General features: G+C 57.9%; 23 protein-coding genes and 1 pseudogene. 9 read left to right on the top strand and 15 right to left on the bottom strand.

Annotated features, from left to right (window positions below):
* Positions 1 to 211 precede the first annotated feature (211 nt).
* From ETQ85_RS14430 to ETQ85_RS14420, 3 genes are read left to right on the top strand one after another with little or no spacing between them, the layout of a single operon-like run.
* On the top strand, positions 212 to 2,392 hold the full coding sequence (locus ETQ85_RS14430; RefSeq protein ID WP_148579778.1) for a hypothetical protein: 2,181 nt from the start codon (positions 212 to 214) through the stop codon (positions 2,390 to 2,392).
* 11 nt (positions 2,393 to 2,403) lie between these two features.
* A complete protein-coding gene (locus ETQ85_RS14425) occupies positions 2,404 to 5,130 on the top strand; it encodes a site-specific integrase (RefSeq protein WP_148579777.1) in 2,727 nt (908 codons plus the stop codon).
* Between the two features lie 10 nt (positions 5,131 to 5,140).
* Complete coding sequence (locus ETQ85_RS14420) at positions 5,141 to 6,016, top strand: hypothetical protein (protein ID WP_148579776.1); 876 nt, start codon at positions 5,141 to 5,143, stop codon at positions 6,014 to 6,016.
* A gap of 397 nt (positions 6,017 to 6,413) precedes the next feature.
* Here ETQ85_RS14420 and ETQ85_RS14415 read toward each other — a convergent pair whose 3' ends face one another.
* The 3 genes from ETQ85_RS14415 to ETQ85_RS14405 form a co-directional block, all read right to left on the bottom strand.
* The gene (locus ETQ85_RS14415) at positions 6,414 to 6,614 is read right to left on the bottom strand and encodes a hypothetical protein (RefSeq protein ID WP_148579775.1); all 201 of its coding nucleotides are present in this window, start codon (positions 6,612 to 6,614) and stop codon (positions 6,414 to 6,416) included.
* A gap of 27 nt (positions 6,615 to 6,641) precedes the next feature.
* Positions 6,642 to 7,922, bottom strand: coding sequence for a hypothetical protein (locus ETQ85_RS14410; protein ID WP_148579774.1), 1,281 nt, complete (start codon positions 7,920 to 7,922; stop codon positions 6,642 to 6,644).
* Between the two features lie 209 nt (positions 7,923 to 8,131).
* Positions 8,132 to 8,674 carry a hypothetical protein gene (locus ETQ85_RS14405; RefSeq protein ID WP_148579773.1) on the bottom strand — a complete coding sequence of 181 codons (543 nt, stop codon included), beginning with the start codon at positions 8,672 to 8,674 and terminating at the stop codon, positions 8,132 to 8,134.
* 138 nt (positions 8,675 to 8,812) lie between these two features.
* Between ETQ85_RS14405 and ETQ85_RS14400 the strand changes: the two genes are divergently transcribed.
* Positions 8,813 to 9,835, top strand: a complete 1,023-nt coding sequence (locus ETQ85_RS14400; protein ID WP_148579772.1) for a helix-turn-helix transcriptional regulator — start codon at positions 8,813 to 8,815, stop codon at positions 9,833 to 9,835.
* Between the two features lie 326 nt (positions 9,836 to 10,161).
* On the opposite strand, the gene ETQ85_RS14395 is transcribed toward ETQ85_RS14400, so the two are convergent.
* From ETQ85_RS14395 to ETQ85_RS14375, 5 genes are all read right to left on the bottom strand, one after another.
* Positions 10,162 to 10,581: an NERD domain-containing protein gene (locus ETQ85_RS14395; RefSeq protein WP_148579771.1), complete on the bottom strand. Its 420-nt coding sequence runs from the start codon at positions 10,579 to 10,581 to the stop codon at positions 10,162 to 10,164.
* Positions 10,582 to 10,714: 133 nt separating this feature from the next.
* The gene (locus ETQ85_RS14390) at positions 10,715 to 11,074 is read right to left on the bottom strand and encodes a hypothetical protein (RefSeq protein WP_148579770.1); all 360 of its coding nucleotides are present in this window, start codon (positions 11,072 to 11,074) and stop codon (positions 10,715 to 10,717) included.
* A 34-nt stretch (positions 11,075 to 11,108) separates the two neighbouring features.
* Complete coding sequence (locus ETQ85_RS14385) at positions 11,109 to 11,921, bottom strand: SIR2 family NAD-dependent protein deacylase (RefSeq protein ID WP_148579769.1); 813 nt, start codon at positions 11,919 to 11,921, stop codon at positions 11,109 to 11,111.
* 199 nt (positions 11,922 to 12,120) lie between these two features.
* Positions 12,121 to 13,335, bottom strand: a complete 1,215-nt coding sequence (locus ETQ85_RS14380; protein WP_148579768.1) for an FtsZ/tubulin family protein — start codon at positions 13,333 to 13,335, stop codon at positions 12,121 to 12,123.
* A 117-nt stretch (positions 13,336 to 13,452) separates the two neighbouring features.
* On the bottom strand, positions 13,453 to 14,469 hold the full coding sequence (locus ETQ85_RS14375; RefSeq protein WP_148579767.1) for an FtsZ/tubulin family protein: 1,017 nt from the start codon (positions 14,467 to 14,469) through the stop codon (positions 13,453 to 13,455).
* A gap of 389 nt (positions 14,470 to 14,858) precedes the next feature.
* On the opposite strand from ETQ85_RS14375, the gene ETQ85_RS14370 reads away from it, so the two are divergent.
* Both ETQ85_RS14370 and ETQ85_RS14365 read left to right on the top strand, forming a co-directional pair.
* On the top strand, positions 14,859 to 15,146 hold the full coding sequence (locus tag ETQ85_RS14370; protein ID WP_148579766.1) for an integration host factor subunit beta: 288 nt from the start codon (positions 14,859 to 14,861) through the stop codon (positions 15,144 to 15,146).
* Between the two features lie 50 nt (positions 15,147 to 15,196).
* Positions 15,197 to 16,180, top strand: a complete 984-nt coding sequence (locus ETQ85_RS14365) for a 3'-5' exonuclease (protein WP_281283094.1) — start codon at positions 15,197 to 15,199, stop codon at positions 16,178 to 16,180.
* A 427-nt stretch (positions 16,181 to 16,607) separates the two neighbouring features.
* On the opposite strand, the gene ETQ85_RS14360 is transcribed toward ETQ85_RS14365, so the two are convergent.
* The 6 genes and pseudogenes from ETQ85_RS14360 to ETQ85_RS26955 all read right to left on the bottom strand — a co-directional run.
* On the bottom strand, positions 16,608 to 17,624 hold the full coding sequence (locus ETQ85_RS14360; RefSeq protein ID WP_222862171.1) for a virulence RhuM family protein/type II toxin-antitoxin system death-on-curing family toxin: 1,017 nt from the start codon (positions 17,622 to 17,624) through the stop codon (positions 16,608 to 16,610).
* A 1,026-nt stretch (positions 17,625 to 18,650) separates the two neighbouring features.
* A complete protein-coding gene (locus ETQ85_RS14350; protein ID WP_148579763.1) occupies positions 18,651 to 18,845 on the bottom strand; it encodes a hypothetical protein in 195 nt (64 codons plus the stop codon).
* A gap of 124 nt (positions 18,846 to 18,969) precedes the next feature.
* Positions 18,970 to 19,500 (bottom strand): hypothetical protein, encoded by a 531-nt coding sequence (locus ETQ85_RS14345; RefSeq protein ID WP_148579762.1) that lies wholly within the window; start codon positions 19,498 to 19,500, stop codon positions 18,970 to 18,972.
* Positions 19,497 to 20,621 carry a hypothetical protein gene (locus ETQ85_RS14340; RefSeq protein WP_148579761.1) on the bottom strand — a complete coding sequence of 375 codons (1,125 nt, stop codon included), beginning with the start codon at positions 20,619 to 20,621 and terminating at the stop codon, positions 19,497 to 19,499. Before ETQ85_RS14340 ends, ETQ85_RS14345 begins: the two co-directional genes overlap by 4 nt.
* A 298-nt stretch (positions 20,622 to 20,919) precedes the next feature.
* On the bottom strand, positions 20,920 to 21,309 hold the full coding sequence (locus ETQ85_RS14330; RefSeq protein WP_148579759.1) for a TerB family tellurite resistance protein: 390 nt from the start codon (positions 21,307 to 21,309) through the stop codon (positions 20,920 to 20,922).
* An 882-nt stretch (positions 21,310 to 22,191) separates the two neighbouring features.
* Positions 22,192 to 22,356: pseudogene (locus ETQ85_RS26955) on the bottom strand (transposase); the annotation flags it as partial.
* On the opposite strand from ETQ85_RS26955, the gene ETQ85_RS14315 reads away from it, so the two are divergent.
* Positions 22,277 to 22,843 (top strand): DUF4113 domain-containing protein, encoded by a 567-nt coding sequence (locus ETQ85_RS14315; protein ID WP_148579757.1) that lies wholly within the window; start codon positions 22,277 to 22,279, stop codon positions 22,841 to 22,843. The pseudogene ETQ85_RS26955 and the gene ETQ85_RS14315 sit on opposite strands and share 80 nt — an antisense overlap.
* Before the next feature lie 64 nt (positions 22,844 to 22,907).
* Positions 22,908 to 23,516 (top strand): SOS response-associated peptidase, encoded by a 609-nt coding sequence (locus tag ETQ85_RS14310; RefSeq protein WP_246128771.1) that lies wholly within the window; start codon positions 22,908 to 22,910, stop codon positions 23,514 to 23,516.
* Between the two features lie 200 nt (positions 23,517 to 23,716).
* Here the strand turns inward: ETQ85_RS14310 and ETQ85_RS14305 are convergent, their stop codons facing one another.
* Positions 23,717 to 23,986 (bottom strand): hypothetical protein, encoded by a 270-nt coding sequence (locus tag ETQ85_RS14305; protein WP_148579755.1) that lies wholly within the window; start codon positions 23,984 to 23,986, stop codon positions 23,717 to 23,719.
* A gap of 711 nt (positions 23,987 to 24,697) precedes the next feature.
* Here ETQ85_RS14305 and ETQ85_RS14300 point away from each other — a divergent pair.
* The gene (locus ETQ85_RS14300; RefSeq protein ID WP_148579754.1) at positions 24,698 to 25,522 is read left to right on the top strand and encodes an endonuclease; all 825 of its coding nucleotides are present in this window, start codon (positions 24,698 to 24,700) and stop codon (positions 25,520 to 25,522) included.
* Positions 25,523 to 25,802 lie beyond the last annotated feature (280 nt).

Below are 25,802 nucleotides of genomic sequence, written 5' to 3'. Positions count from 1 at the left end.
TCCTCGGCCTCGCTAAGCAAGTCGCTACTCGAAATTTCATATTCCATTGCATTCGGCAAAGGGATTACACCGTCGAACATATTGCGGGCGTCGTTCGCCAAGCCTGCTCAAAAAGCCGACTGAATTTTTGGATGGTCGGTTTTTTTACGTTCGTTGAGGTCCGCTGGCCGCACAGCTGACTTTTCAAAGAGTTTGTCATAATTTCGTTATCTTGGACGAGGCGTTATTACGTCCACCTCCCGGCGGCGGGGCCCTTTATATTTTTCAACTGGAGATTCGTATGAGCATTTTGAAACGCGCTGCTGCCTTCCATGTTGAAGGCGCCACAATTTCACTTCATCAATTGGAATCTCAACTTGAGGCTGAGCGCGCATGTACCTTGCTCCAGTTGCTGCATGTGCTTAATGCACCGGCGGATATCCCGTGCATTAAGGCTGTGGTTGAGTCCGTCTGTGAAGTCGTTGCGAGCTATGGCTTCACGCTTGCGAAGCCGTCACCCACGTTTCACCTAGTCCAGCGCAGTCTTGAAGCGCTGAAAGATGACATTCGAACTAAATTCCCCGGCGTGTCTTACGGACGTGACTTGGAGCAACCTCTTCTGCGGCGCCTGGCTGCGCATGCACCCTATGCACTTTGCCTGACGCTAGCGGCACTGAAAGACAAGGACATCGTCAATGCTCGTGCTGCCGCAGGTGTTGAAATTGCATCATGCCTGGCAACGGCTCAACGTTTCAGGGCGGGCTTTGCTAAGGACATCCGTCGCACACTGACCCCGGAACTCTTCGGCCTCGCACCGAAAGTGGGGGCGGATACCAATTGGAGCGCGACCTACGTGAAAACGCGCGCCAAGGCTGCCCGATTATTTGAGGCAGATGAATCACCTGATCCCCTGGGCGGTAATCCCGTTCGGCTGTTTGACATTGCTGCCGGCTACGAGTTGGCGCGTAAAGCCCGTTACTCCCCGCCTCGGCAGCGCCAAGCCATTCTTGACCGTCGCCATCAGACTATTGGGCAGCTGAAGGCATCGGCAGCGATATTGATGGAGCAGGGTGAGCAGCACGATCATACGGCGCTTCTTACGATGGTTGCATTCTGTACGGGCTTGAGCCTGCGTTTAACTCAAAGCCTACCAATCACCAGTTGTCGGGGAGACGACAGCTGGCTGATGAGGCTGGACATCGATGCGGGAGTCATCATTACCAATTTGGATCCCCTGTTTCCGCAGGCTGCAATCCCGGCGGCGGGGGCAACTTGCTTTCGGGCTGCGAACCGGATGGCGGTCAAACCATTGCCGACTTTCCTGTCGTCGTGCCTTAAGGCGCTGCATGCCATGCATCCCGAAGCCAAAGTGCTCGCTGAATTGCTCCCAGGTGCATCGATTTCGGGTCGTCAACTGACGCTCGCGGCAGGGGCGTCAGCACTGGCCCCTACAACCAAGCGATTTCTAACCGCTGCCGCGCCATTGGCGGTCATGTTGGGTGTTGATCGCCTGTCTGCTGCCTTGGTGGCTAACGACTTTTCGGTCGTGCCCGGCTCAAAGATGTATTACTGCCATGTCCGGCGAGAGGAAATATGGGCTGCAAGCATCGTGTTGTTCGATTGCTTGGGCTGGGGGACCACCGTGCCGATTGTCGCGGGCTTACCCGTGGGGTCGAGGATTGTACCGACAAGGGCGGCACTGGAGGCCTGGTATTGCTGGATGGTTGCTGATGTCGCGTCACGCGTTCCAGGGCGTCATTGTCTTTCAGCGCGCCTTATCGATCATCACAACAGCTTTGCTCGCCTGTGCGCGTCTCTCGCTGTGTTGTGCCTAGCGACGCGGGAAGTGCACAAGCTCAGGTTCACCAACCACAACCTTTGTCTTGAGGCGGCCTTTGCCAGCTTGTTTGACAAACAGGTGGGAATTTATCCGGGCGAAATGAAAGTCCCCATCAATAAAGTGCTCCGTGACCAACTCAGGTTGTGGAGGGCGCATTGCGAAGCACTCGAGCGTCGGCTTAAGAACTTACAGGATCCCGCGACGGACGAGCTGACGAGGATGTTGAATAATTTTCTGGGCGGCGAGCTGTATCCACTATTTTTTGAGATCGACCCTGAGGTCTATCTGACGGTGCCGCTAGGCAGCGCCGCGCTGAGGAACTGGTGGCCATCGGAATACCGTTTCTCGGGAGATCTCGGCCGTCATCTATGGGAGTGCGAGCTTCGAGATGTGGGGGTTCGTAGCTCGCGCATTGATGTCCTCATGCGCCATATCACGCTTGGGGTTGAGGCGCATTGCTCAACCAATGAGGACAAGCTAGCTGATGTCGCGGAGGAAATAACCTTCTGGCAGGAAAGGCTCTTCGAGTCGCTGGGTATTAAGTCGGTCCCTGGGATCGTTGCGAAAGCGTGAAGAGGATAGCTATGAAGAAGATGAATTTTCCGAAAGCCTCGTTCGATACGAAAAACCTTTCTAATAAAATTGGAAAGGATAACGTGGGGCGTACCCACTATCGATCGGTGCCTCTTGAATCGCACGCCGCCGCGCGCTTTGCGCACGTTATGGAATGCATGCTGCATGGTGAGTTGCATTTTCCCAACGCTGCTGTGCGCATTGCCATCAGCTTGGTTTTGTACGATGGTATCGCGACGAGCGAGGATCTTGATCGCGCGATTGATAACCTCGATGGTATCTATTCCTGGCACGGGCAGTATTGCCTTGACTGGCTTGACGCTTCCGCCTGTGGAAACCGTCGCCATGTGAGTGTCTTTACGCAGGCCGCTTTGGCATTGCCCCGCTTGGGTAAGGTGGATGTAGCTGGCGTAAGGGATGATCTATGTCGGGTGCTACAAGAATCGATTGATCCACGTTATACGTTTGAACTATTGTTTGCTGATGCACGAGCATGGCTTAGGGAGAATCTGTCCGACCCTCTTTATGGGCACTGTACTCGAACTGCACCAATCGCATCCCTACCACGCGCCGTGCTGGCACGGGAGGAGTGCGGGCTTGCCCTCGGTGGTTCTGAAACCGGACATCGAGTGGGAGGTGTTGGCGATGGCTTTGCGCTGGCACTTGGGGCTTATCTTGATCCAATGGGTTCGGATCATGGATCTTGGCTTATCGCCGAATTGATTGAGGTATGTAGGCGCAACAGGTCTCTTTCCAATACCGATGATAGACAAAGGATGCTGAGAGCCTGCGTGGCTCTCGCGTCCAGAGCGCAGCAGGCTGGCCCTACCGCCGCGTTGATCGTCGCCTGGGTCATTGACCTCCTTGAGTCGGGGACGCGCTCAAAGTCCGTCCTTAAAGCCGTCACTGCGGCGAGTTATGTTGCTGCAGCGGCACATAAGCTGCTGACAGCGTTTCGCAAAAGAGCCCTGGAAGACCTGACTGCGTCTGAATTTGCAAAGATATATCTCGGAATGCTGGAGGGGCTATCGTCGAGTCGGGCGCGCACCCTAGCATCTGCGCTGGCCAGTTGGCATTTTTTTGCTACATGTTGGTTGGATGTAGTCAACTTGCGGGTGTCCCTGTACAAGCGGGTTCCGCAGCCGATGCCAAAGGCAAATGTCATCTGGCCTCATGAGGTGAGGCTGATACGCTTTTGGCTCGCAGAAGGATCTTGTATGGATTCACGTCTGCACGCTCAGATCGTTGTCGCCTTCGAGCTTCTTGCAAATATCCGGATTCGAGCGACCGAGCTCCTGAACTTGAGAGTCTGCAATCTGGACCTAAAAGGTGGTGGGGCCACGATAGAAATCGCTACACGTGAAAGTGACGGCGGGGTAAAGACGGTCGCCGGGAAACGTGTGCAGGATTTAAAGAGTGAGCCAGCCATCTGCTTGCTGCGGGAATGGCTGGCTCGTCGTACTCGGGAAGGCGCATTGCCTGGTGATTATCTTTTTGGTGATCCGTATCGTCCAGAACAGCGGTATTGCATAGGTAAATTGTATTTGGCGCTTAATAGGCTGCTCAAGTCGGTAAGTGGCGACCCTACTATGGCAACACACGTTTTATCGCACACTCACATATCGTTTTCTTGGCTCGCGGCCACTAAGGCAATAAAAAATGAGGTGGACATTAATCCCTTTGAGATCGGCGCGGCGGCTGCAGGGCACGAATCCCCCTGTACCGGTTTTACAAACTACTTCCATTTCGCCGAGGAATGGCTGCGCCGCGAGTTGGACAAGGCGATGGTTAAGTATCTGGCTCGGTGGCCGGCAGTACGAGGCCATGTGGGTATATCGCATGATGCATACCGTCAGGAGTGCTCACGGCGGCGTAGGTGCAATAGCGACATATCTAAGGGCGAGGTTGCCTTGCAAGTTATCCGGAAAGCTGCACCGTCTCTCCTTGCGTGCTCAGCACAAGGCAGTCAAGAGATGGCTAAAGCCATTAACCCACTTTTTTGCGGCAATGGTCGACCAATTCAACTGGGAGATGTGCTGGATGTTTTAAGTGATATTTGGTTTGGCCACTCATCAGAAGTGATTGCGCTGCGCAGCGGGCGGGACTTGGAAGAGGTTGCTTCAATTGCGGATGCTGCTCTCGGAGTTCTATTGGATATAGGGGAGCTGGGGAGACATATCCGAGGTCTTTGCGAAGGGAATACGATCGCTCTGCTCGGAGAGTTGCTGAACGGGCCGACTGGCGATCGAATCCGGTGTTGCCGTGCAGGTCAAGACAAAGTCGCCTTTCTGTACAACTATTTGGAGTGCGGAATCCAAAGAGAAGTGGCTGTAAAAGGGGTGGAGTCGTGGGCGCGCTGTTATAGCCACGGCTATTTGTCGCTTGAATATCCTGCTCTTGCGGCCGGGATAGTGGCATTGTTTGACGCGGCAGAGTGCCCTAGATCGTTTCTGGTAATACGCGGGACTGAAAATCTGGACATAAGAGTCGAGACTGGAGTCGAAGCACTTTTCGCCGGTGGAGGCGGTGTCATGCCATATGGAGAAATAGTCCAGTCTCGACAAGGCAGGCCTAAAATTTATCTTTCGCTCGCTTCGTCACCGCAGGGACGCCAGAACAATGAGCAACTCGGTCCCAGCGCAGCGTTGGGTATGGCTGGCGTACATGTATTGATGTTTGGCGCTGCAATCTGTCAAAGATTATTGAAGTGCCAATCAGTCTTGGCCTCAGATAAATAAGGAGCGTGCAATGTCTGAAAAAATTGAGGCCTTTTCGTTGCCGCTCGGGCCAGAAAAGCCTGGGCTGTCCGATACGCAAATGCAGAGGCGCAAGGAGGGGGTCTACCGAGTTATTCGTGCCACCATGCCCTCTGCGGCGACATTGCTTCGGAGTGGCGTACTTCAGGAGCGACTCGCCGGCGGGGAGGGCTTTTTTTGGCTTTCTTTCGACCTCGTCGAAACCCCCCAAATTACTTTGCCTTTTGGTGAGGCTACGCAGCCTCGTTACAAAGAAAAGTCGATTTTGGGTAACCTATGTGCTGAATTGGCACGCCTTAAGGATGAAGCGGAGTTCAACGTTATTCGAGTTGGGACGCTCGCTGGCGTGGCATTGAGACTTGTCACCATGTCGGACCAAGAGCGAGTCGGCGCTCTTGATGCATTGTCGGAGCAGGATCGGGAACTATGGAGGCTGTTCTTTATCCGAAGACGTAGATCCATTTCTATTACATTCCCGTCCGGAGTTATTGATATCAGCACGCCTCTTTTTCCTTTGCATGTAGCGGAGGAGCGTTTCCGCAAGATTAGATTTAAAGTGAAGGCGGTAAACAGGAGGCGCGCGGAGTTAATCATTGTGGAGGAATTGACGAAAGCGACTGACAACCCATCCAAGTTGGTTCCTTTTCCTAAGCGAATCGAGCTACTTCGGCCCCTCGGGGCTGATTGCGATCAAGGTGACGGATGGTTCCTGCTTTATGCGGCAGAGTTTAGGGATGTTGTGGTCGAGGCCGAGGTTCGTATGGCGCTGCTGCTCTCTGAGCTTTCGCCGAGTCATCTGGAGCTCATTCAAATTGGAAATAAAGATGAACTAATAGTTATGGCGCAGGCGATCGTATCGCGGCAATAAAGCTACTGATATTTGCTGATAGCAAATGCTAGTCGAGTTGTAAGATGGCTCCCTGTGAGGCTAGCTTTGCACGCTCAATCTCATGATCTAGGTGATTTCGTCGCAATGACACCCATGCTGCAACGGAAGCCGATGTCAATGCTTCAACAATCCCAAGTGCCGCGCCGATTGGTGTTATTGCCTCCATGGGTATTCAATTGACCTTTCTATTGGCGAGTGCCGGTGCGCTGGTAGGCCACGACATCGCCTATGTCCTTCTATGCTCGCGTCGATTGTGAGTGATGGAGTAGGCGTCGCCCGAGTCCTTCTCGGTGTCGAGGAGCAGTGGGTCGCGCACTTCGACGACGATCGCTGGTTTGCCGTAGGTGGGCCAGTGGCGGTTATTCAGCCCGGCCTTTCAGCCGACCACGTCGCCGGGCTGGAAGCGCTGACGGGCGTTGAGGCTGTGAAAACGCTCCCTGAGCGCGGTGGCCAGTTCCGCGAGCGGCGAATCGAGCCGGTCTTCGTCGAAGAGTAGGCTCTTCGGTGCGTCTTCGTCGATGCCGATATTCGCGAGAGGTCGCAGGACGACAGGGGGAAATTGCAGTGTGCAGCCCACTCAGGGCTTGCCTGAGCGCATGAGCGTTCAGTCCGACGCCTGCTCAACCTCGGGAAAGTCCAGCCGGATCCCCTTGCCAGGCTTGGTGGACCGGCTGACCAGACCAAGATGCACTAAGATGGCGGCAATGGCGGAAGCGTATCTGGCGGAAGGCCAGCCATTGTCCAGGAGCCATTGGCCGAGGGAGTCGGATGGGCGAGGGCCCGTTTGACTTGCGCCGAGGGGCACGTTTTTCCTGCTTGCGAAATAATCGAGGAATTCGTTGATTGTTTCCGTGGCGATCTGAAATGGGAAATCTCCCCAGATGACGTTGATATTCCCGTCTGCATCTACCGCATAGAGAATGTTTCCCTTGTCAGCGTTCAGGGTGGAGATCGTGTGTCCAAAATTCAGCGTTTTCGGCACCAATGCCTTCAGTATCCGCTTGGTATTTCGGGCGTTGCCAGTGGTCGATACGGTTGGGAGAGCGCAGGCGATGCAGCGGACGTCATAGCCGATCATGAAGAGCGATGCTTCGAAAGCATGCATTCTTTCCGCCATCGTGCCGTCGAAAAGCTTGGCATTGCGTGCCAGAATCTCTTCCATGATCCAGCCGAGCCTGACGCTTGCGCTGGCCCATTCGCCGGCAGCGTTGGGGCTGATGTAATTGATGAGGCTGGGGCGGTAGGGGGTCTTTGGAAAAAGCCTTGAAACCATCCGGGTTGGAAGCGTGGCAGGGAAGTCTAGTTCAGGGGGTAGTGCAGCGCTGCTTATGCCTTGAGTGACGCGCCAGTATTCAACCAGCGAGGAGATGGCGGCGGCAACGCGGGAGTCGTAGATGGGCAAGCCGTCTGCCGCGTACAGCGCATGAACCTTGCTGAGCATGGCGTTCAGGCGAAGGACGGGAGGTGCGAGTTTCGTGGTGTCGGCGCCCGTAAGGGCCAAGCTTGTGCCTGCTGTCAGAATGTAATCGCACACAGAGGCGGAGGGATGACCGGGAAGGGTGTTCAGGAAGGGCCAGGCGCCTGTTTTCCACGAGCGGCTTCCTCCCCAGATCAGAATGTCACGGCAGGCTGCCAGGGCTGCAGCGTCGTTGGCACTTGAAACGGCGCTCTGCAGGGCCTTCGACAGGGTCGCCAGGTAAGGTAGGGTGGATGCCCAGCTTCCACTTCCCGTTCCGACCGATTTCCAGCAGTAATGAGAATGCACCGCCTGGAATCCCTTTACCTTGACGTTGATCGCCGTCGGTACGAATCGCGAAGCCTTGATGTTGAGGCTGACGGGAATGGTGTGAACATTGGTGGCGAACCACTTGATGAAATCGTCCACGTCCGACTGCTCCAGATAAGATCTCTTGATCACAAAGTAAGCTCCATTTTTGATATGGCCTGCATCCCGTGGGTTCGCGGCCGGTTGCGATATGGATCATACGGTATGTAGGTCAGCACTCAGAACAGGCCAACACCGCCAATCTCTTGACTGGTGGATCACACATTCCATCATTTACGGCCTTCAGGCCGATGCTCTTTCTTGGCCGTTCAAGGCTTCTTCCTGCCTCCCAGAAAACCGGTGGTAATGAAACCCGCGAGAATCGGATGGGCGCGCACGAAGTTGACGAGTCTTTCCGACGGCTGGCCCTGCTCGATGGCTTCCAGCATTTCCGCGTGTCTGCGCTCTGCGCGTTCCTCCCTGCTGGACTCCACCTCCAGCCTGAGCCGGTCGAGTTCGATTTCCGCGTCCATGAGGCTATCGAACTCTTCGAGTTCTCGCAGCCGCTGCTGGACGAGCAGGGCCCGGTCTTCGTCGCTCCAGCGCTGTCCCCGGAGAATCTCGTCGCGGCGGATCTCGTCTTCGGCCTGCCTGTGCAGCGATCCCTGAATCACGCCGGGGGGGCGCGGCGCAGGCTTTGCGGCTTCGACCAAGGCAGGAGGCTGCGCTGTCGGAAAATCGTGTCTTTGCTCGAAGTCGGATTCGATGGACAGTTCCCGCTCCACGTCGAAATCCAGATCGAGAGAGAGTTCTTGGATGTCGATGCGGCCTTCCGGCGGCGTTGCGTCTTGGCGTCTGAAAATCGAAAACATCATTCCTTCCTGTGTGTGGCGGCTGCTCGCCGGCTCCGGGGAGTGCTTCCTGTATATGCCCTGTATGACGAGTCTATTGGAGCATGGCTATGCGACATCATCTGTCGTACGATGAACGCCTTTCTAGGAGGGTTGAGCATGGCCGAATACCAGATCCGTATCGATCGCCTAAAACAGCTGGAGAGCCTGATTCCGGTCCATCTGAAGAAGGAAGACTGTCCGGACTCCGGACGGCTTCTCACCAGCATGGCCGGGGAGTACGAACTGAAAGCGAGCCGACGGGCGATCCAGCGTGATCTGGAAGCGCTGGTGAAGGAGCGTCGCATCGAGGCGGTCAATCCCGGCGGCAAGCCGCTGCGTTATCGCCGCCTCGTCGATGCCGAGGCGGTCGACCCGCGCATGTGGGACTACGCCCGCCGGCTGATGGGCTCCCTGATCCGGGATGCCCTGCCGGAGCGCCGGTTCGAGCGGATCTGGACCAAGTTGCGGGAGGACTGCGACGAGTACGGCCTAGGCGAGGACAAACTGTGCATCCTCAGCGATAGCCAGCGCCTGCTGCCGGCCGACATCCGCGAGGAGGCCTTGGCGGCTGCACTCGAAGCCCTGTCCCGGTCGCGAAGCCTGCAGGCCGCCTACCGGGATCGGGACGGCAAGCTCAGCTATCCCACGCTGCACCCGCAGGCGCTGCTGCAGCGGGGGCCCCGAATTTACCTTTTCGCCCTGAAGAATGAGGAGAGCGAACCGGTGCGCATGTATGCGCTGCACCGTTTCATCCGTGCCAAGCTGGGCGATGGCGCGGCTCGTATCGCGGAGAGCTTCAATCTGAAGGAGGCCATTCGCAAAGGGCAGGGAGATTTTGCCGGGGACCGCCAGATCGAGCTCGACCTGCGAGTGCGCGGTTATGTCGCCGAACTGCTCCGCGACTGCCCCCTGTCGGAAGATCAGCGCATCGAGGATGAGCCCGATGGCAGCGCCTTCGGCGCCCGCGTGCGGGCCACCGTTCCGGACACTGGGCAATTGCTGCGCTGGGTGCTTGGCTGCGGAGACAATGTGGAAGTGCTGGGGCCGACGAAGCTGCGCGATGTGCTGACGAGCCAGACGACGAAGGCCGCCGCCCTTTACGAGGGGACAGCAAGTAGCTTGAGCCCGGCGAGTGAATAGTGTCGGGCATCATGGCGTCAAATTCCTGAACGAGGCACGGTAGCCCAGTGGCGCCAGGATGAAGGAGATTTTCCCGAATCAGCACACCAGAGTCTCAGGGAGGCAGACCTCGGCCTGACGCGACAGCACCACTTCGACGGCTGATGCGCACGCGCCAGGCCGACAAAAAGCTCGTGCTGCGCCATGCCCCCAGTTCAGAAAAAACCACTTCGCTCAGCGCGATTCCCGCCGCGCTCTGCCCCTTGACGCGATAGACCGACTCGACGAGCAGTTCGCCTTCGTAGGGGCCGCGGGCATCGACTGGGTAAGTAGACAGGGCTAGCGAATTACTGATTCTGCATATCACGCGCGGACAGCGGAAGTTGTCCTTGCAGACGAGGGTCCCCGACCCGGTAGTTAGGGAGGACCAGGCAGTTGCCGACGCTGGCATTGAGTTGCGCCTGCTTCAGGCGATGGACCATCGCCGCGAACTGCACCCGCAGTTGACGGCCGACGTCGTGTTCGCGCCCGCCATACAGCTTCAGCCCTTCCCTGTCGCGCAGCATCACATCGTCTGCCTTCACCTCCGGCAGCAGGATGTTGCCGCTCGGGCTCAGCACCACGATATCGATTTTGCCGTGGCGATCCACGCCATGATCGAGCGAGTGCCAGGCGACGCTATGAAAGATCTCGAACGTATCCGGAAGGGATTGCCGCTGGCACTCCAGAACGTCCAAATCTCGGACCAGTCCGGCGTCGTCGCGCAAATGGGCCACGCAGTGGGGAGATGCGCCGTCATGGATGTCTGCCGTCGGTTCGATATGCGGAATGCTACGCGATCTCCTCGCTACGACTGGATTTTCGACGTGGCGATGGCACCTCGTCGCCGACGCCTCATGATCAGTGCGGCCGAACGGGCGGATGTGAATGTGCCGGAAGAGTCGACTCCCCGCAGGTTTCACAGATCGCCATCGACCGCTCCCGGGCCGCTTCGATCCTGTCATACACGAGCTCGTCGTGATGGCCCAGACAACGGAAGCGCAGGCTCCCGGTCTTCTCCTTGACTTGGCTGACCCTGAAGTCGATGCCGGTTTCTTCGGCACGGCGGGCGATGAAGGCGCATAACTCGTCGATGATCGCGAACCATCCGTCGCCACATTCGAAGCCCCAACCAATGCCCGTTTCCTGGCGCGATCCGTGGCGGTCCCGAAAAATCGCCGGATAGCGTGCGCACAGAAGGTCGTCCAGTTCCTTTCTCATGCGTAGATCCCCCCCGCAATGGCGGCGACTTTTCTCATGCCAGCCTCCCTGCCAGCAATTCCAGGCCGGCAAGTGCGCCCAGCGGCAGGCTCACGGCCGTCGGCTTGCCGATCTGCGCCTCAGTCGGGTTGATGCGGATCAGCGTGCCACCGGCGCGCTCGCCGAAATGGCGCACAGTCGGAATCGCGGTGCCGGCACCCAGTTCTAACACGACGAGCTTCTCCACCTTGGCCAGCCAGTCGCGCAGTCGGGTGGTCTGTCTGTCGGTTCGCTGTTCGAGCCAGTCCCCATCGTTGAACATCAGGATGTTGGGCCGCGCGATGCTGCCACAGGCGCTACACCGCGGAAGCGGAGATTCAAGCCGACAGGCGTCGACATCGACGCGCGGGAGAAATCCCCCGGCCGGCCAGATGCTTGACTCACACCGCGGCGATAGGCATTGCAGGTGGTGGATGGAGCCGTGGCACTCGCAAACCTGCATCTCGGAAAACCCGGCCTTCTGGAACTGCCCATCCACGTTGCTGGTGAACACGAAGGCGCCATGCGGCATCTGTGAGGCGATTCGCTGCAGTATCGCGAAACCGGCATGGGGTTGGGTGTCGCGATAAAGCTTCAGGCGGTGGCCGTAGAAACCCCAGGCGAGATGGGGATCCGTGAGGAAGGCTGCAGGGCTCGCGATTGTGCGGAAATTCGTTCGGCTCTTGCCGAGGGCTGGATAGGCGGCCCAGAAGCCCTCGTTGCCGCGGAAGTCCGGCAGGCCGGAATCGACACCCATGCCGGCTCCGGCCGTTATTAGCAGGCCGTCGGCCGCCTGAATGGCAGCCACTGCGCGGTCGATATGCTTCATCAGAACACTCATGGGGTTTAATCTCACTTCCAATCTTTTGAGTTGCACGTTGAAGGCCAGCAGGCGCTCGTGGTCGGCCGCCAGTACATTTCTGTAGCGCACCTCTTCGTGCGCTATCCGGAATGCCTTCCATGCCCTCTGGCTTTCTGCATTGCGAGTCCACGATCATTGTTCACCGCTGCGGTCCTTGTTAAAACCGTCACGTGGAGGGCTGCGGGGCAAATTCCGCGGCCATTACGATGACGTGCAGGCTCGCATCACCATGAATTCGCACGCTGCCACAGGTAACGAATGCTTCAGGTGACGCGCAAGCTTCGATGGTACTCACCACCTCCTGAACTTCGTCCATCGCGAATCCACCCCGCGGCGCATCAATCACGACAACCAGTCGATCCATCCGGCGCAGGTTCGGTGCGTTCAGCGCAAGGGACTGCATGGCAGCCAGTGATGCCACGACCGCTCGATCGTCAACGTCAGCCGAGCCAATACCGGTGTGGATGCGGCTCGTGCCCCGGAAGGCGTAGCAAAATGCAATGAAATCGAGATTCACCCAAGACGGAAACGTCATGGTGTCCACCAGGCAGCTTGCGAGGTATGCCGTGATTTCGAAGAGGGAAGGGGTCCTGGCCCGCTTTGTGGTGACTCCGGCGATGTGGTCCGGGATTTCGAGCACCGCGTCGCATTGGGACGCCAAGCCTGAGCACCTGACCGAGCCTGGGTTCGCAGCATCCGGATTCTCCGAGCGGGGATCGACGATGGCCAGGGTCAGAATTCCCTGCTCGCGCGCGAAGGCGGCGATCGTGGCGGAGAGATCCAGGCTTGCGGCATCCAGACGTCCCGGCACGATGAGCACCAGATCCGCATCCCCGAGCCATTCCTGCAAACGGGGATGGTACGCATCCCCCACAGCCATCTCCCGGCCAGCTTGTGTTCCTGCGTCCTCCGAAGCGACCGGGCTGTACGTTTGCTCGACGACCGGCAATTCCTGCTGAACGACGAGAATCCGGGTGCCGCCGATCCGTGCAGCGATCATCCGTTCTGTGACACCCCCGCCCGGTCCGTTCACACCGATGATCCGGATTCTCGGGAAATAGGGTGCGGATTCGTCGGCGGCAGGCAGCCTGAGAAAGCGGCGTCCATCTGCCGAGGCCCAGCCGCTTCGCCTCAGCACGGTGCCGATGCGATGTCGTTCCTGGACGGACTTCGATAGCAGCAAGACCCGGACAGGAAGCCGGTTGTGGACCAAGGCCCACTCCACTAGGGCCAATCCGTCCTGCCGGGTAGGCTGGCCCCGTCCAACGCCGAGGTGCAGGGCGTCCCAATCCCTAGTCAGCAGCAATGCCTGCGCGGCGTCCCACGTGCATGCAAGCACATCACAGTCGCCCGACATCCTGTCGTCGAAAAGTAGTCGCATGCCTGGTTTCGTTCTCATGGCGGACATTGTCCGGTCAGAAACGACAGGGTGTGTCGCGTGGACGAATCGGCGATAGCCTGGGTCCGGCATTCAGGGCCTATTTCATCGAACTATTCCTTATGGGGCGAAAGGGGCGTGGGATGCCAAGACGGGAATTGGCTGGTCGGTCCGTACGTAGAGGCTGATCGCTAAGGCATCTTCCGGCATACCCGGATCGACTTCGACGAAATACTTGATGAAGGCGTTGTTCGGCGCCTCTGCAACGATCGGTGCCACGAGGTTACGGATATGGGGCATCGAGAATCTCGGGGCTCCTTCGATGTACATCAACACCGTGGCCGCGCTTTTCAGCGGCAGGCTTGCAATAGCTGCGGCAGCGAGTTCCGCAGGCGGCGTATCCAGCGATGCGACCCAGCGCAGGTAACGATGCTTGGATTGAATGGCTTGTTCCGGATAGGCGCGGAAGGCCTCGTCCCACCCGATGAGCGCCGTGCGAAGGTCCTGAAAGTCGAAGCCGACGCGCCTCCCGTGAGGCTGGCAGAGAAACTTGGCAAGGACATTGGCGCAGTTGATCAGGTCGCCTGCGGGCGTCGGGATCGCCTCTTCGGGGCTGAAGCCGGCGCTGCCGAGGGGGGCGCAGTCGTCGGCCGGAAACACGTACAAAGCATCGGAGCTTGCCTCGATACGGGCGAGGTCTGCCGCGGCAGGATTTGACCTCGACACATCGACGGGGGTCAGGCTCACCAGGGATAGCGTCAAGATGTTCTTGGCTCGCCCCAGTTCAGCCAGCGCGGCGGCGGCAACGCATTCCAGCGGGTCGTCCAGCCCAGTCAGCAGCAGGATCAGATGTGCGCCATGAATGACATGCTCGACGATTGCCCTGGTCTGCGCCGCCATTCTTTCAAGGACTTCTGGTCCGCTGTCCTTGCTGAAGCCGCCCCCTACATAAAATCCCACATCGGCGCTGGAGCAACCCAGCGTGTCGATATTGGTTTCGACGGCGATGTAACGGATTTCTGCAATGGCTGGGAACGCATCGGTGGCAAGTTCCTCGCGCAGGCCGCATGCCATCATGCCGTCGAGCAGCCGGCAACCGTTGCGGCCGATACCGATGATCCTGATCTGCGTTTTCATGTTGCTTCCTTCGGGGTTTGTGGGCTGCCGGAACTGGTCATCAGACGCAAGAGGTGCCACCTTTAGAGGTGCTGGAGCGCATCCGACTCGCTCTTCGGCGATGCGGATCAGAGAGGAGAGTGTGGGTCGAGGTTGCGATATAGGGTGTCGCGTAGCGAGCGTAGAGTGCGCACTCAAACTAGGATCGTGCCGAGGTCTTTGGGTTGGACTGGACAGGTAGTCTTGGAAGGCGCCAGCGCGGTTGGCGCCTAGTTTAGGTATTGTCAGCAGGACGAGATGCCGCTGCGCTGACCGGCAGCGACAGTCATCGTCTTATGAGTGACAGGCAGGTCTGCAGGCGATAAGTGCGGCGCTTCTGAGCCCCAGCAGGTTTTGGGTAAAATCCGGTCATGCTTAAATCTGATCTGAACGCGCGGCTTGCTAAACGCTTCCCTGAACTCCAGGAGAAATCTACCGTCTTGGCCGTCAGTCTCATTCTGGAGGCCATGCAGACCGCCCTCGCCAGTGGTGGCAGGATTGAAATTCGGGATTTCGGGAGTTTCGGTGTGAACCCCCTTGCGCCACGGATGGGGCGCAACCCGAAAACCGGGCAGCAAGTCTTCGTGCCCGCCAAGCATCGGCCCCACTTCAAGCCGGGGAAGGCGCTCCGCGAACGGGTTGCCTGTGCGCAGGGGTAGCGCGGTGCCCATCTCTCGCTTCGCCATGTGCCTGTTACTTCGTCCATTGATTGCTCCGTCCTCCATCCCATGCCTGCCCCAGCCTGAAGGATCGATCCACGATGGACAATGAAATCCTCGTCCAGCAGTTGGAGGCGACCGGCGATTACAAAGTGATCCGGCGCTTCATAGCGCCGGATCACTATGCGTCTCTCGATGGCGTGGATCGGCAGCAACTGCGTATCGCGATGATCATCGACACCGAGACTACCGGCCTCAACAAGGAGACAGACAAGATCATTGACCTCGGATTTGTGCTGGCCGAGTTCAATGCAAAGACTGGTCAGGTACATCGCATCGTGGAGCGCTACAGCGGCTTCGAGGATCCGGGCATGCCGATTCCGGCGAGCATCACCCAACTGACCGGGATTCAGGATGCCGACGTTGCGGGGCAGGTTCTGGATGAGGCCCGGGTCGAAGCGGCCATTGCGCGCGCTAGCGTGGTGATCGCCCATAACGCTGCATTTGATCGCGGCTTTCTGGAACGTCGCTTTCCCTCGTTCGTGAGCAAGTGGTGGGCGTGCTCTCAAAAGGAGGCACCCTGGCAGGAAATGATGACAGGCTCGGCCAAGCTCGAATGGCTGGCCTACCAGTTAGGCGGGGTGTTCTACAGGGCGCACCGGGCGCTGGTGGATGCAGAGGTCCTTCTGTTTATCCTGACCAAGACGGGACCCAGTGCCCGCACCATTCTCTCCCACGTCCTCGAGAGCAGCGCGCGCAGGACGTTCTGTGTCTGGGCGGAGAACGCGCCTTTCGACAAGAAGGATGTGCTGAAGAAGGAGAAGGGCTACCGCTGGAGTGATGGCAGCAGCGCCGAGAGACCCATCAAGGCCTGGTACAAGGCCGGGGTGGTCGATCTGGCGGCTGAACTGGCTATGCTCGGTGCGGAGGTCTATGACCGGCCGGCACAGGTCACCGTCGATACAATCAGCGGCCGAGAGCGCTATACCGAGCGATACCTCACACGGGACAAAATGCCGGTTGCTGTCCCTTAGGCAGAGGCCGTTGGTTGGTGGTTTGCTGGTCGTGACAGCGTCGCCGCTGAAATCTGGGGGTTTGCTGTTTCCCTCAATGGCCACCAGAGGCTACTGCTCAGGTTGGGTGAACAACCGTTCAGGGAAGCAGGCTTACTGCAGTTCGGCCAAAGTGGACGAACAACGTCATTGCATTTTTAGTCTGACACACAGTATTTACTGTCCGCCAAAATTGTGGGCTTTCCTGGCTTTATCTAGGACCGTCTGCAGGCCTTTGGAGCGTCCCGTTTTTCAGCGTGCTGCCAAGGTCATAGATGAGAGCGTGGTCGTTGTCTCCGGCACACCCGCTCTCCCCAGATCAGTTCTCTGTACCAGCCCTGAAGGACGCCCTTGCGCGTTGAGTCAGACCAGTGCATCGAGGGGGCCGTGCTGCTCAAGCTGCTGATGGTCATGTGCATGATCCTCTGTTGGATGACGGCGCGTCGTATCCTCCTGCCAGCATGTTCATGATCAGGCGGATCATTGTTTCCTTGTTGTTTGGATTGGATTCAGCGACCAGCAGTGCCAGAGCTGCCAGCCCTATGTCGTTGATCACAGGAGCACCGGTCGGATCAAGCAGGCGACCGTTGCGGTTAAGGAAATCTACAAACAAGAAGGCGCCGCTGCGCTTGTTGCCATCCGCAAATGGATGGTTCTTGATCACGAAGTAGAGCAGGTGGGCTGCTTTGGCTTCGACGCTGGGATAGGCAGGCTCTCCGAACACGGTCTGATCCAGGTTGCCGAACAGCGCGGCAAAGGCGTCCTCTCGTTCGCGGGCGAAAAGATCGGTGGCCTCACCCCGAGCCACCAGGTCGGCCTTCAATCGAGCCAGGGCTGCATACGCGTCGTCAAGCGTCGGCAGCACACCTCCCGGTTGCTCACGGGGCTCGGCCAGCAGCCCCTCGTCGTAGCGTTGCAGCAGTAAAAAGGTTTGCGCATAGCGGGTGACAATATCTACCAACCCCCGCCCAGTATCGGCCAGCAACTCCGGGCTCTTGGAAGCCTTCTTCACCAGTTGCAGGGCAGCTTCGAGTTCCCGTGCATTGGCTTCAAAGCGCTGGCGGTTGAGGGTGTAGCCTTGGTTGAGGTGCTCGCGCAGAGTTCGGGTGGCCCACTGGCGGAAGCGAGTACCTTGCTGGGATTTCACCCGATAGCCAACGGAGATGATTACGTCCAGGTTGTAGAACTTCACCGGTTTGTCAGAACTAGCAATGTGCAAATTTTGCACATTGCTTTCTTCATCCAGTTCTCCCTCCGCAAACACGTTGCGCAGGTGCTTGCTCACCACGGAACGTTCCCGCCCAAAAAGCTGTGCCATCTGTTCCTGACGCAACCACACCGATTCGCCGGACAGCCGGACCTCGGTCATGGCCGAGCCATCGTCTGCTTGGTAAATCAAAATGCTGGTGTTGGAACCTGTCATCATCTCATCCCGTTTTCAAGCCGAAATCATAGACGAGCGGGACACCCAGATGCAGTCGGGATAGCGAGCCAGAGGAAACAAGTCGCAAACTGAGCAAGTACTGCGACATCAGGGGACGACCAACAAACCGAGGGCATGCGGCTCAATCCTCGGCTCCGCTTTCGCATCCCCAAAGACCATGCTCCCGGGCCAGGCTCTGGGCGTTCAGAGTGCGTTTCTGGAGGGTATCGGCCTCTGTTGAACTGGCCAGCCAGACCATGACGTCAGCGGGAAACTGGGGCGGAGCGACCCGGCCGCCGAGGGCTTGGACGCCTTGCACCCCATGGTGGCCTGCAGAGCTTCCGTTTCGACTCCCTTGAGTTTGGCATGAAGGCGCGGATGCCCTGTCCGCCGAGTTCGGTGACCAGCACCCTCGACAGGCGCGACACGGGGCCTCGCCGGCACCGTAGGCATAGCCCCCGTGGCTGGAACCGGGGGATCGCTCTCTCCCGCTCCGTAGGTCACGTTGATGATGTTGCCGCCACCGATTTCCAGCATCCCGGCGACGATGGCCCGAGTGAACAAGTAAGGGGACCATCACATAACCTTGGCACACCCGCTTAAAGGTCGTGGGCTCCAGTCAAAGGAAGGGCAGGTTGAAGTCACTCCCTGGTTGACCGCATTGTTCGCCAGCAAAACGATCCGGCCGAATGCCCGCAGGGCCACCTCGATAGCAGACAGCACCGCGATGTCATTGAGCAGATCCAGGCGGATTTTCCGAACTCACCGGCGCAAATCACGTATCTCGGTCGCGGTCGCCGCTAGGCGGCCGGGTAGGGCAGTTCCGTTAGAACGATGCAGGGCATGGCAGTGCCGCTCACCGTCTCCAGCGTGCGGGCGCTGATGACCAGATTGTAACTAGCTCACGCGAAGGCTAGCGCCGTTGCCTTGCCCAATGCCCCGGCTAGCGCCGGTGATAAATGCCTTCTTGTTCATGCCGCCCCGTCCTTCTTGGCACTCTCCTGGAAGGAATGAATCGCCCCGGGTTTCCTAAACGGTCCCGATCCATAACAAGGGCGACATGAACGCCGACAAGCTCATCCCCGCCGCTCTGCGCTCCGCCAGCAACTGATCATCGTCGGCACCGAGACCAAGGACCAGTTGCAGTCGGAAGACCAGATCTCGACGCAAATCGAGATGTCGCCGCGCTCGACCCTGCTCGAACACCTTCAGTTCGACTTCCATTCCACCCTTGCTCCGGCGCCCTCAGCGGCAGGTTGTACAACGTCTGCTACTTCGACAACATCAAGCTGATTAGGCGCCCCGGTGCTGGTGAAGACCTTCGTCACCCCACGGGCACCGCGAGCTGCTATTCCAGACGAACGACGAAGTCTTTGTTTCCCAGTGCTTGCTGCATTTCCTGAATGGTCTTGAAAGGCGAGGACTGAATGACGGAGACCATCGAGTTCAATGACAGAGCTGCCACTTCGACGTTGCCGCTTTCGAGCGCTTTATCGAGCGTTTCAAACTGCTTTTGCAGTACTGCCGCACGTTCTTGAAACGTGTACTGCATTAGCTCCGAGAAGACCTTGCGCTGCGCTTTGATTGAAGCCAAGGCAACATCTCTGCGCGCCTTGATATCAGTGCGCTTGGTTTTCTCCTGTTCGGCAACTTTGAGGTAGTCAGTGACGTTATTGACGACGTCGGTTACCCCCGTGGCCACATGAGAAGGAAGGCCGCCGAGACTGCTGATCAAGGATGTCGAACTTGTGCGGGTGGCATGCTCATTGTAAGGGCTACCCGAGTTCGGACCGGTGTTGTCCTTGGTAGATTTTGTTCCAGTTCGGTCTCCAGCAATCTTATTGAAACCGGCAACCAAATTTCCCAACGAATTTTTCATTCTGCACTCCTAATGATGTCGCGAGCTTCTTCCACTGCAGCAGTGCTTTCTTCTGTGACTGCGCCATCGTCGTCAAGTACCTTGACTTTGAGCAACGAGTAGAGAGCGTATCCGAAGGCGGTCAGCATGGAATATAGTTGTTTCTCCTGTTCCGAGAAGTTGTTGAAGTCAAAGGGATCAGGGTAGCTGTAGCCAGATTTATTGCCGCGAAGTCGGCTGAGAACCTTGGTAATCACTCCCTTTCTGTCATCTTCCTCTTTGCGTCGTTGAACCTCTTCTTCCAGCAAGGCAAACTGCTGGTGCTTGTCTTGCATCATCGACTCCGCTTTTTCAAGAATGAGTTTGAAGCGCTGAGCTACGCCGAGAATGACTTCGGACATTTCGTCACAACGTTCTTTGATACTGGAAAGAACCTGAATGCCGTTCTCGATCTGCTCCGTTCCTTCCCGGATCTCAGCTTCTTTCTCGAAAGCGTCGCTTAGGGCGCGCTCCGATTTCTTGGCAGCAGAGTAGCCAATGACAGCAATGACAGGGCCGGCGATCGCTCCGCCGAGTACCGCTGTTCCCCCCGCCATACCCATTCCTCCGGCGGCCAGGGAGCCACCACCCAGCCAGGCTAAGGTCGCGTTTGTTGCGGCGACACCCGACAGAGTTCCTATCGCCGTACCCGTAGAAGCGACTCCTATGGAGGATGCAAGCCCCCCAGCCCCAATGCCAGTAAGTACCCCTGAAGAAAGGGCACTAATGCCATCTTTGAGCAGATCGGCTGCTGTATAGGAGCTAACTTCCATCGCCTGCAAGTCGGGAGGGCTAATGTGGACCTGAACACCACCTAAAGTGATAGGTTTGTAGGTGACTTTGTTGACCTGCTTGATCGTATCGACAAACCTGCGCATCAGTCCGGCTTCGGCATTTAGACGAATCTCGCCAAGTTTCTTCAGGCCCTTTGATGTTCTCTCTCTTTGTTTCTCCAGACGCTTTTGGGATGCCTCCATGTCTTCCAGTGCGTCTTCGACTAGGTTCTTGGCCTTTGCATAGTTCTTCTTGGCATCCATGCCTTTTTTTGCGCCAAAGAGACCCGCCGCAAGAGCGGCGCCACCGATAATGAACGGGATAGGCATGATTATTTCTCCGAAAGTTTGATTCGCATTGACGTGGGTGCCGAGTGCTCGTTCTGGAGCCAGTTGCATACGTCAGCATTGACGCGGTAGAACTCCGAAAGAGTCATCTTTTCTGCGAAAAGAGGAAAGGAGTCGTCTATTCGGCAGAATAATGGGCGGTTGGTATAGATCCTGCAACGATTGCTGACACAATCAAGGTAACGACAAATACCATCGCCGCGGTCCAGTGGAAGGGTAACTTCGCTTCTATCCACGTGATGACAGCAGAGCCCACATCCAGAGCAAGGAAATGCCACTGCTAGCCTTGGATAAAGCGCAGGCCACTCCTGTGACCGGCGAGGATGCTTTCCGCCCAGCTTGCTGCGCGGTCGATATTGCTTGTATCGAAACCGAAGTAATCAACTATTTTGCTGACCATGGTTTCTTCGTCGTCGGCGAAGTCATCGTCCACCAATGCAATCAGCAATAACTCCAATAGCGCGATTCTTTTAGATGCATTTGATACGAAAACTGTGCAGGCTTCCTTGACGTCTAGCAATTGAGCTGGCTTGGAAATTCCCATTTCCTGCAGGGTACTGTTGAGAACGTTGTGCTCTGCCTCGGATATGCCTTCGTGTGAAACAGCCAAGGCGTGTGCCAAAGAGTAGAAAGCCGACTTTTCTTCTTGCTTGAGCATGTTAAGGTACATGGAATTTCCTTATGATTGAGGGTGTATATATTTGATTGCGCGAAGTTTAGTGGCTAGTGGACCACAGGTTCTGCAGAGGTACGCTCAATGCCTTATTACGTCTATTAACGACGTAAAGGCTTCTAAGATTGCTGAGGCTTTTTTAGATTCAAGTTGTTTGTGTCCGCATTTTGGGCATGCGCTGGAAATGTCACCGGGTATGAGGGCGTCGCCGTTGGGGACAACGGTCTTAGACCAGTTGCAGGCTGGACAGCGGTAAGTTTGCGCGGAGGGTTTGATGGGCATGATCGGGGCCTCTCATTGAGCGCGATGTCATGGACAGGACAGATGATGCGCTTCCACCGGTCCTTGAATTCGCATGCGAGTCGGTTGACCAGTCGGACAGTCTGCGAAATTGGCTGCAAATAGTAGCCAGTTGGTATTGTTTAACCTCACGATAGATAGAGGGCAGATAGCATTAAGGATGGTTACGGAGATGACCACCACCACGGTCGGAGTCCTAGTTTGTGGAGGATGCTGGCCTTTGGGTTATTCACTGTAAGCTCAGGAAAAGTATCGACACCGCATCCCTTTTGCTTGAGAGTAGGTGACTGGTACTAATTCACAGAATTAGCGTTAAATAGTGGCGAGGCAACCGGTTTTAACAGGGCATTGAAGGGGGAAGACAATCCTTGCCAGGCAAGGGCTTGTCCGCATCGCGGGCGGCCTGGGCAAGCTAGCAGGCCGGTGCACAAACTTGAGAAACGGCGCTAGCAGTGGCCCCCACCATTCGACTTCTCATGACCTCATTTCCGAAATTGGATTCTCAATCCCGATTAGATGTCCATCGAATGGCCCAGTAAATGGGCTCTCACTCGATTCAGGGAGCCGCATCATGCCGCACTCCCGGCGGCGCAATTTCGCAATCCGCAGCATGTTGTACACTGCCGCCGACAGGTAGGCGGCAATCTGGGTTCGGGCTTTTCCGATGAAGCGCTTCTTTCTCATTCCGCCCACAGTCTTGAGCCAGCCGAAGACCTCCTCAACACGCTTTCGTTTCCGCTGGCTGGCTGAATCGGTGGCCAGCCACACGACCCGGGCCGCCGAAAAGCTCCGGGCACAAGCCTGCACGGCGGCGGCCATCACCGTGTCGATTCGCAGCAACCCCTTCAAGCCGCAGGATCCTCAGTACCAGCGGAGCATCACGATGCCGCTGGCCGAACCGTCGAGCGACACCCGGGCACTGATCGGCGCCGCCCTGGAAGGGCTCAAGCGTATCTACCGACCCGGATTCGCTTACCAAAAGGCCGGCGTGTTGTTGTCCGGGCTGGAGCCTCGTCGGCGGCAGCAAGGCAGTCTGCTGGCTGACGACGCCACCGAGGCAAGATCGGCGGCGCTGATGCACACCATGGATCGGATCAACGCCCGCTGGGGACGGGGCACCTTGAAGCCGCTCGCAACGGGGCTGCAGCAAGACTGGCGAATGCGCCGGGAGCGCTTGTCACCGGCCTGGACGACGAACTGGAACGAACTGCCGGTGGTGCTGGCCCGGTAGCGGGCGTCGGGCGTACGCTTCGCCCATGTGCGCGAACTACCGACCTTCCGCGCGGGAAGAACTCATGGCTCTCCCGCTGCCACCGCCCGACTTTGACTATGGCGAGGCCTACCCGGGCTCGATCGTGCCCATCGTCACCAACTTCGCGCCACGAATGTGGGTACCGGCGAGCTTCGGGCTGATTCCCAGTTGGGCGAAGGACGCGAAGATCACGCGATCCACCTACAACGCCCGCACGGAAACCGTTGGAGAGAAGCCATCCTTCCGCGATGCCTGGCGCCGGGGCCAGCTCTGCATTATTCCGGCGAGCGCGATCTACGAGCCCTGCTACGAATCCGGGAAAGCAATCCGTTGGCGGATCGAACGCGCGGACGGCAAGCCCATGGGGATTGCCGGCATCTGGGAGCGGGGCATCAAGGAGAGTGGGCTTCCGTCCTGGTCGATGTCGATGCTCACCATCAATGCCGATGGTCACCCCGTCATGCAGCGTTTCCATAAGCCGGCGGACGAAAAACGCTCGGTAGTGATCCTGCCGGAGGATGCTTGGGGCGACTGGTTGCGCGCGAGATCGGAGGCGGCGGCGCGGGCGATGCTCAGGCCAACCGAAGCGGATATTCTGCGGGTGCAGCCCGATCCGCTGTCGGTTGCGCGTGCGACAGACTCCCTGTTCTGACGGGCGACATCCGATGCGCGATCACAGGGCCAAGATAGGCTCACGGCCTTGGCCAGCTTTCGAATGAAAAAAATCCCGCCTAAGCGGGAAGAGTGTTGGTTTGTGGCCTGACCCCTGCAGAGGCTGGCCGTCGTGGCGCTCTTATGGGCACCTCGAATCAGGATGTACAGTCGCATACAAAATTGCGGCGCAAATGATGCTCAGGCTCCCTGCGCTTCGTAGAGGGTCAGAACGTGAAGCATCTGCTCTATGGCAAACAGCGCCTCCCGCGACGCGACCTGCAGATTCGCAATCCCCAGCGGATCCAGAATCCTGGATTTCACAGCAAGCTCGATGCCGCTTCGCTGAGCAATGCGCACGATGCGCTGACGCATGGCGTCATCCGACTCTTCTGTCTTTGGGCGATACACGATTCGGCGTTTGGCGAGCGGGACCGCTCCCAATATACCTGTCGCGTCGAGCAGGGTCATGGCAGTGCTCAGCTCAAAATGAGTGACATGCGTCACTTCATCGGGGCGCCGGGCTCTAGGTTTTAGGCTGATGCGATCCTGCCACGCACCGTTTCTGTTGAGATTCCCCCATCAACAGCCCCAAGGACTCCCCAGGTGCCGGAAAATGGATATGTAATATTTATTTGACGATGGCATTCAGTATTGATAGCGTCATGCCTTGATCTGTCGATAGGAGGATGAACTCGTGAAGGCGTTTCTTGTGGCAATGCTGGTTACCGGATTGTGCGGCTCAGCCCAGGCAGGGGAGTCGCGGGTGGATCAGCGCATTTCGATTTTTGCCGGGCTGCTTCACGGCGAGCTGATGAGGGCCTGTAGTGGCTGCGGCTGCCGGGGCGGTGGTGGCTATCGACTTCCGAACGGCAAATGTGCCCCGCGCCGCGCTACGGAGGTCACGCGAGGATGACTGCCGCCAGCCAATACCAGCTGGCCGCGGGGGAAGTCGTTCAGTGTCCCCGTTGCCACTACATCCGCTCCAGCCGAGACTTCGGCGCCACTGAGGCGTGCCCCCGCTGCGGCGTTGTCTATTCCTCAATGGCTACGGCCGCCAAGCGGCGCAGTGAGTCTCCGCAATCGCGCGAGGTTTGACGTGCTGAAAGTCGGGTGTCACCAGACCGGGAGAGTCCCAGGCTAAGGTTGCCCGGTGCGCTGCCTCTGCGTAGACTGCCGCCGATGCCCTATGCCTTGCTGCTGTTCGCCACCCTGTTGGCCGCTTGTACGTCTGCACCATACCTCCCGCCAGTTCGTATCCCTTCCGAAAGGCCTGTCGCCGATCAGGCCAGGCCGATCAAGATGCCCCCGTCAGTCAGCACGGCATCTTCCAGTCTTTCTGCGCTCGTTTATGGCAAGAAGGCCGTCGGACATCGAGACTTCGCTGGCGCGAAGAAGGTGCTGCCGAGTGTGTTCGCGGGGATGGAAGAGGATTTCTACTGCGGCTGCCGCTACAGCGGCAACGCTGTCGATTTAGATGGCTGCGGCTACCGGCCGAGGAAGAGCTTCGAGCGGGCCAGCCGCATTGAGTGGGAGCATGTTGTGCCGGCCTGGGTGTTGGGCCAGCAACGCAAGTGTTGGCAGAGCGGCGGGCGAGCGAACTGCACGGCGACGGACCCGGTATTTCAGATGGCCGAGGGGGATTTGATCAACCTAGTGCCAGCCGTGGGCGAGGTGAATGGTGACCGGAGCAACTTTCCTTACTCCGCCTGGACCTCGCACCCGGAGCCTATGTACGGGGCGTGTCAGACCATTGTCGACTTCAAGGGACGCCGTGCGCAGCCTCGGACAGAAGTCCGTGGGCGGGCGGCTCGGATCACGCTCTATATGTACGAAACCTACAAGCTGAACTTGAGCAGCCAGGACAAGAAGCTGATGTGTGCCTGGGCCAAGACCTACCCGGTGGATGATTGGGAGCGGGAGCGCAACACGCGCATCGTCCGTTGGCAGGGCAGGGGCAATCCATGGGTGACGGAGGCGGCCAAGCTCAAGGCGGCCTGTGGCTGACGTTCAGGAAATTTCTCCTTGGTGTGCTTGCCATCTGATCCAGCTAAGGTTTGGAGCGGTGACGGACTGGTGATCGGCCTTTGCTGCCGTTCGGCCTGCAGGCTATTTCCGTCTGCAATACTTCGGTTAACTACCCCTCAGTGGCAAATTCTGCTGAACGACACCCTCGCCAGCTACGCCGGAGGTCCCCGGGCGCCAAAGGGCCTGCCTCTGCGTAGAAGACCGGGAAGCCTCAGGTGTCCAGTAGCTGAAAGTTGAGGTTGGCGCGCTCTAGACTGAA

The organism is Zoogloea oleivorans (assembly GCF_008107625.1).
In the GTDB taxonomy this organism is placed as follows: domain Bacteria; phylum Pseudomonadota; class Gammaproteobacteria; order Burkholderiales; family Rhodocyclaceae; genus Zoogloea; species Zoogloea oleivorans.
Note: the sequence above shows the minus strand (reverse complement) of the source record. Positions and strands in the feature narration are given on the sequence as shown.

What these genes read in the sequence shown, in the direction of transcription:
- ETQ85_RS14425 (WP_148579777.1), top strand. Translation starts at nt 2,404, where the DNA reads ATGAAGAAGATGAATTTTCCGAAAGCCTCGTTCGATACGAAAAACCTT.
- ETQ85_RS14420 (WP_148579776.1), top strand. Translation starts at nt 5,141, where the DNA reads ATGTCTGAAAAAATTGAGGCCTTTTCGTTGCCGCTCGGGCCAGAAAAG.
- ETQ85_RS14405 (WP_148579773.1), bottom strand. Translation starts at nt 8,674, where the DNA reads ATGTTTTCGATTTTCAGACGCCAAGACGCAACGCCGCCGGAAGGCCGC.
- ETQ85_RS14400 (WP_148579772.1), top strand. Translation starts at nt 8,813, where the DNA reads ATGGCCGAATACCAGATCCGTATCGATCGCCTAAAACAGCTGGAGAGC.
- ETQ85_RS14390 (WP_148579770.1), bottom strand. Translation starts at nt 11,074, where the DNA reads ATGAGAAAGGAACTGGACGACCTTCTGTGCGCACGCTATCCGGCGATT.
- ETQ85_RS14385 (WP_148579769.1), bottom strand. Translation starts at nt 11,921, where the DNA reads ATGAAGCATATCGACCGCGCAGTGGCTGCCATTCAGGCGGCCGACGGC.
- ETQ85_RS14380 (WP_148579768.1), bottom strand. Translation starts at nt 13,335, where the DNA reads ATGCGACTACTTTTCGACGACAGGATGTCGGGCGACTGTGATGTGCTT.
- ETQ85_RS14375 (WP_148579767.1), bottom strand. Translation starts at nt 14,469, where the DNA reads ATGAAAACGCAGATCAGGATCATCGGTATCGGCCGCAACGGTTGCCGG.
- ETQ85_RS14370 (WP_148579766.1), top strand. Translation starts at nt 14,859, where the DNA reads ATGCTTAAATCTGATCTGAACGCGCGGCTTGCTAAACGCTTCCCTGAA.
- ETQ85_RS14360 (WP_222862171.1), bottom strand. Translation starts at nt 17,624, where the DNA reads ATGATGACAGGTTCCAACACCAGCATTTTGATTTACCAAGCAGACGAT.
- ETQ85_RS14350 (WP_148579763.1), bottom strand. Translation starts at nt 18,845, where the DNA reads ATGGAAGTCGAACTGAAGGTGTTCGAGCAGGGTCGAGCGCGGCGACAT.
- ETQ85_RS14345 (WP_148579762.1), bottom strand. Translation starts at nt 19,500, where the DNA reads ATGAAAAATTCGTTGGGAAATTTGGTTGCCGGTTTCAATAAGATTGCT.
- ETQ85_RS14340 (WP_148579761.1), bottom strand. Translation starts at nt 20,621, where the DNA reads ATGCCTATCCCGTTCATTATCGGTGGCGCCGCTCTTGCGGCGGGTCTC.
- ETQ85_RS14330 (WP_148579759.1), bottom strand. Translation starts at nt 21,309, where the DNA reads ATGTACCTTAACATGCTCAAGCAAGAAGAAAAGTCGGCTTTCTACTCT.
- ETQ85_RS14315 (WP_148579757.1), top strand. Translation starts at nt 22,277, where the DNA reads ATGAAGCGCTTCTTTCTCATTCCGCCCACAGTCTTGAGCCAGCCGAAG.
- ETQ85_RS14310 (WP_246128771.1), top strand. Translation starts at nt 22,908, where the DNA reads ATGGCTCTCCCGCTGCCACCGCCCGACTTTGACTATGGCGAGGCCTAC.
- ETQ85_RS14305 (WP_148579755.1), bottom strand. Translation starts at nt 23,986, where the DNA reads ATGACCCTGCTCGACGCGACAGGTATATTGGGAGCGGTCCCGCTCGCC.
- ETQ85_RS14300 (WP_148579754.1), top strand. Translation starts at nt 24,698, where the DNA reads ATGCCCTATGCCTTGCTGCTGTTCGCCACCCTGTTGGCCGCTTGTACG.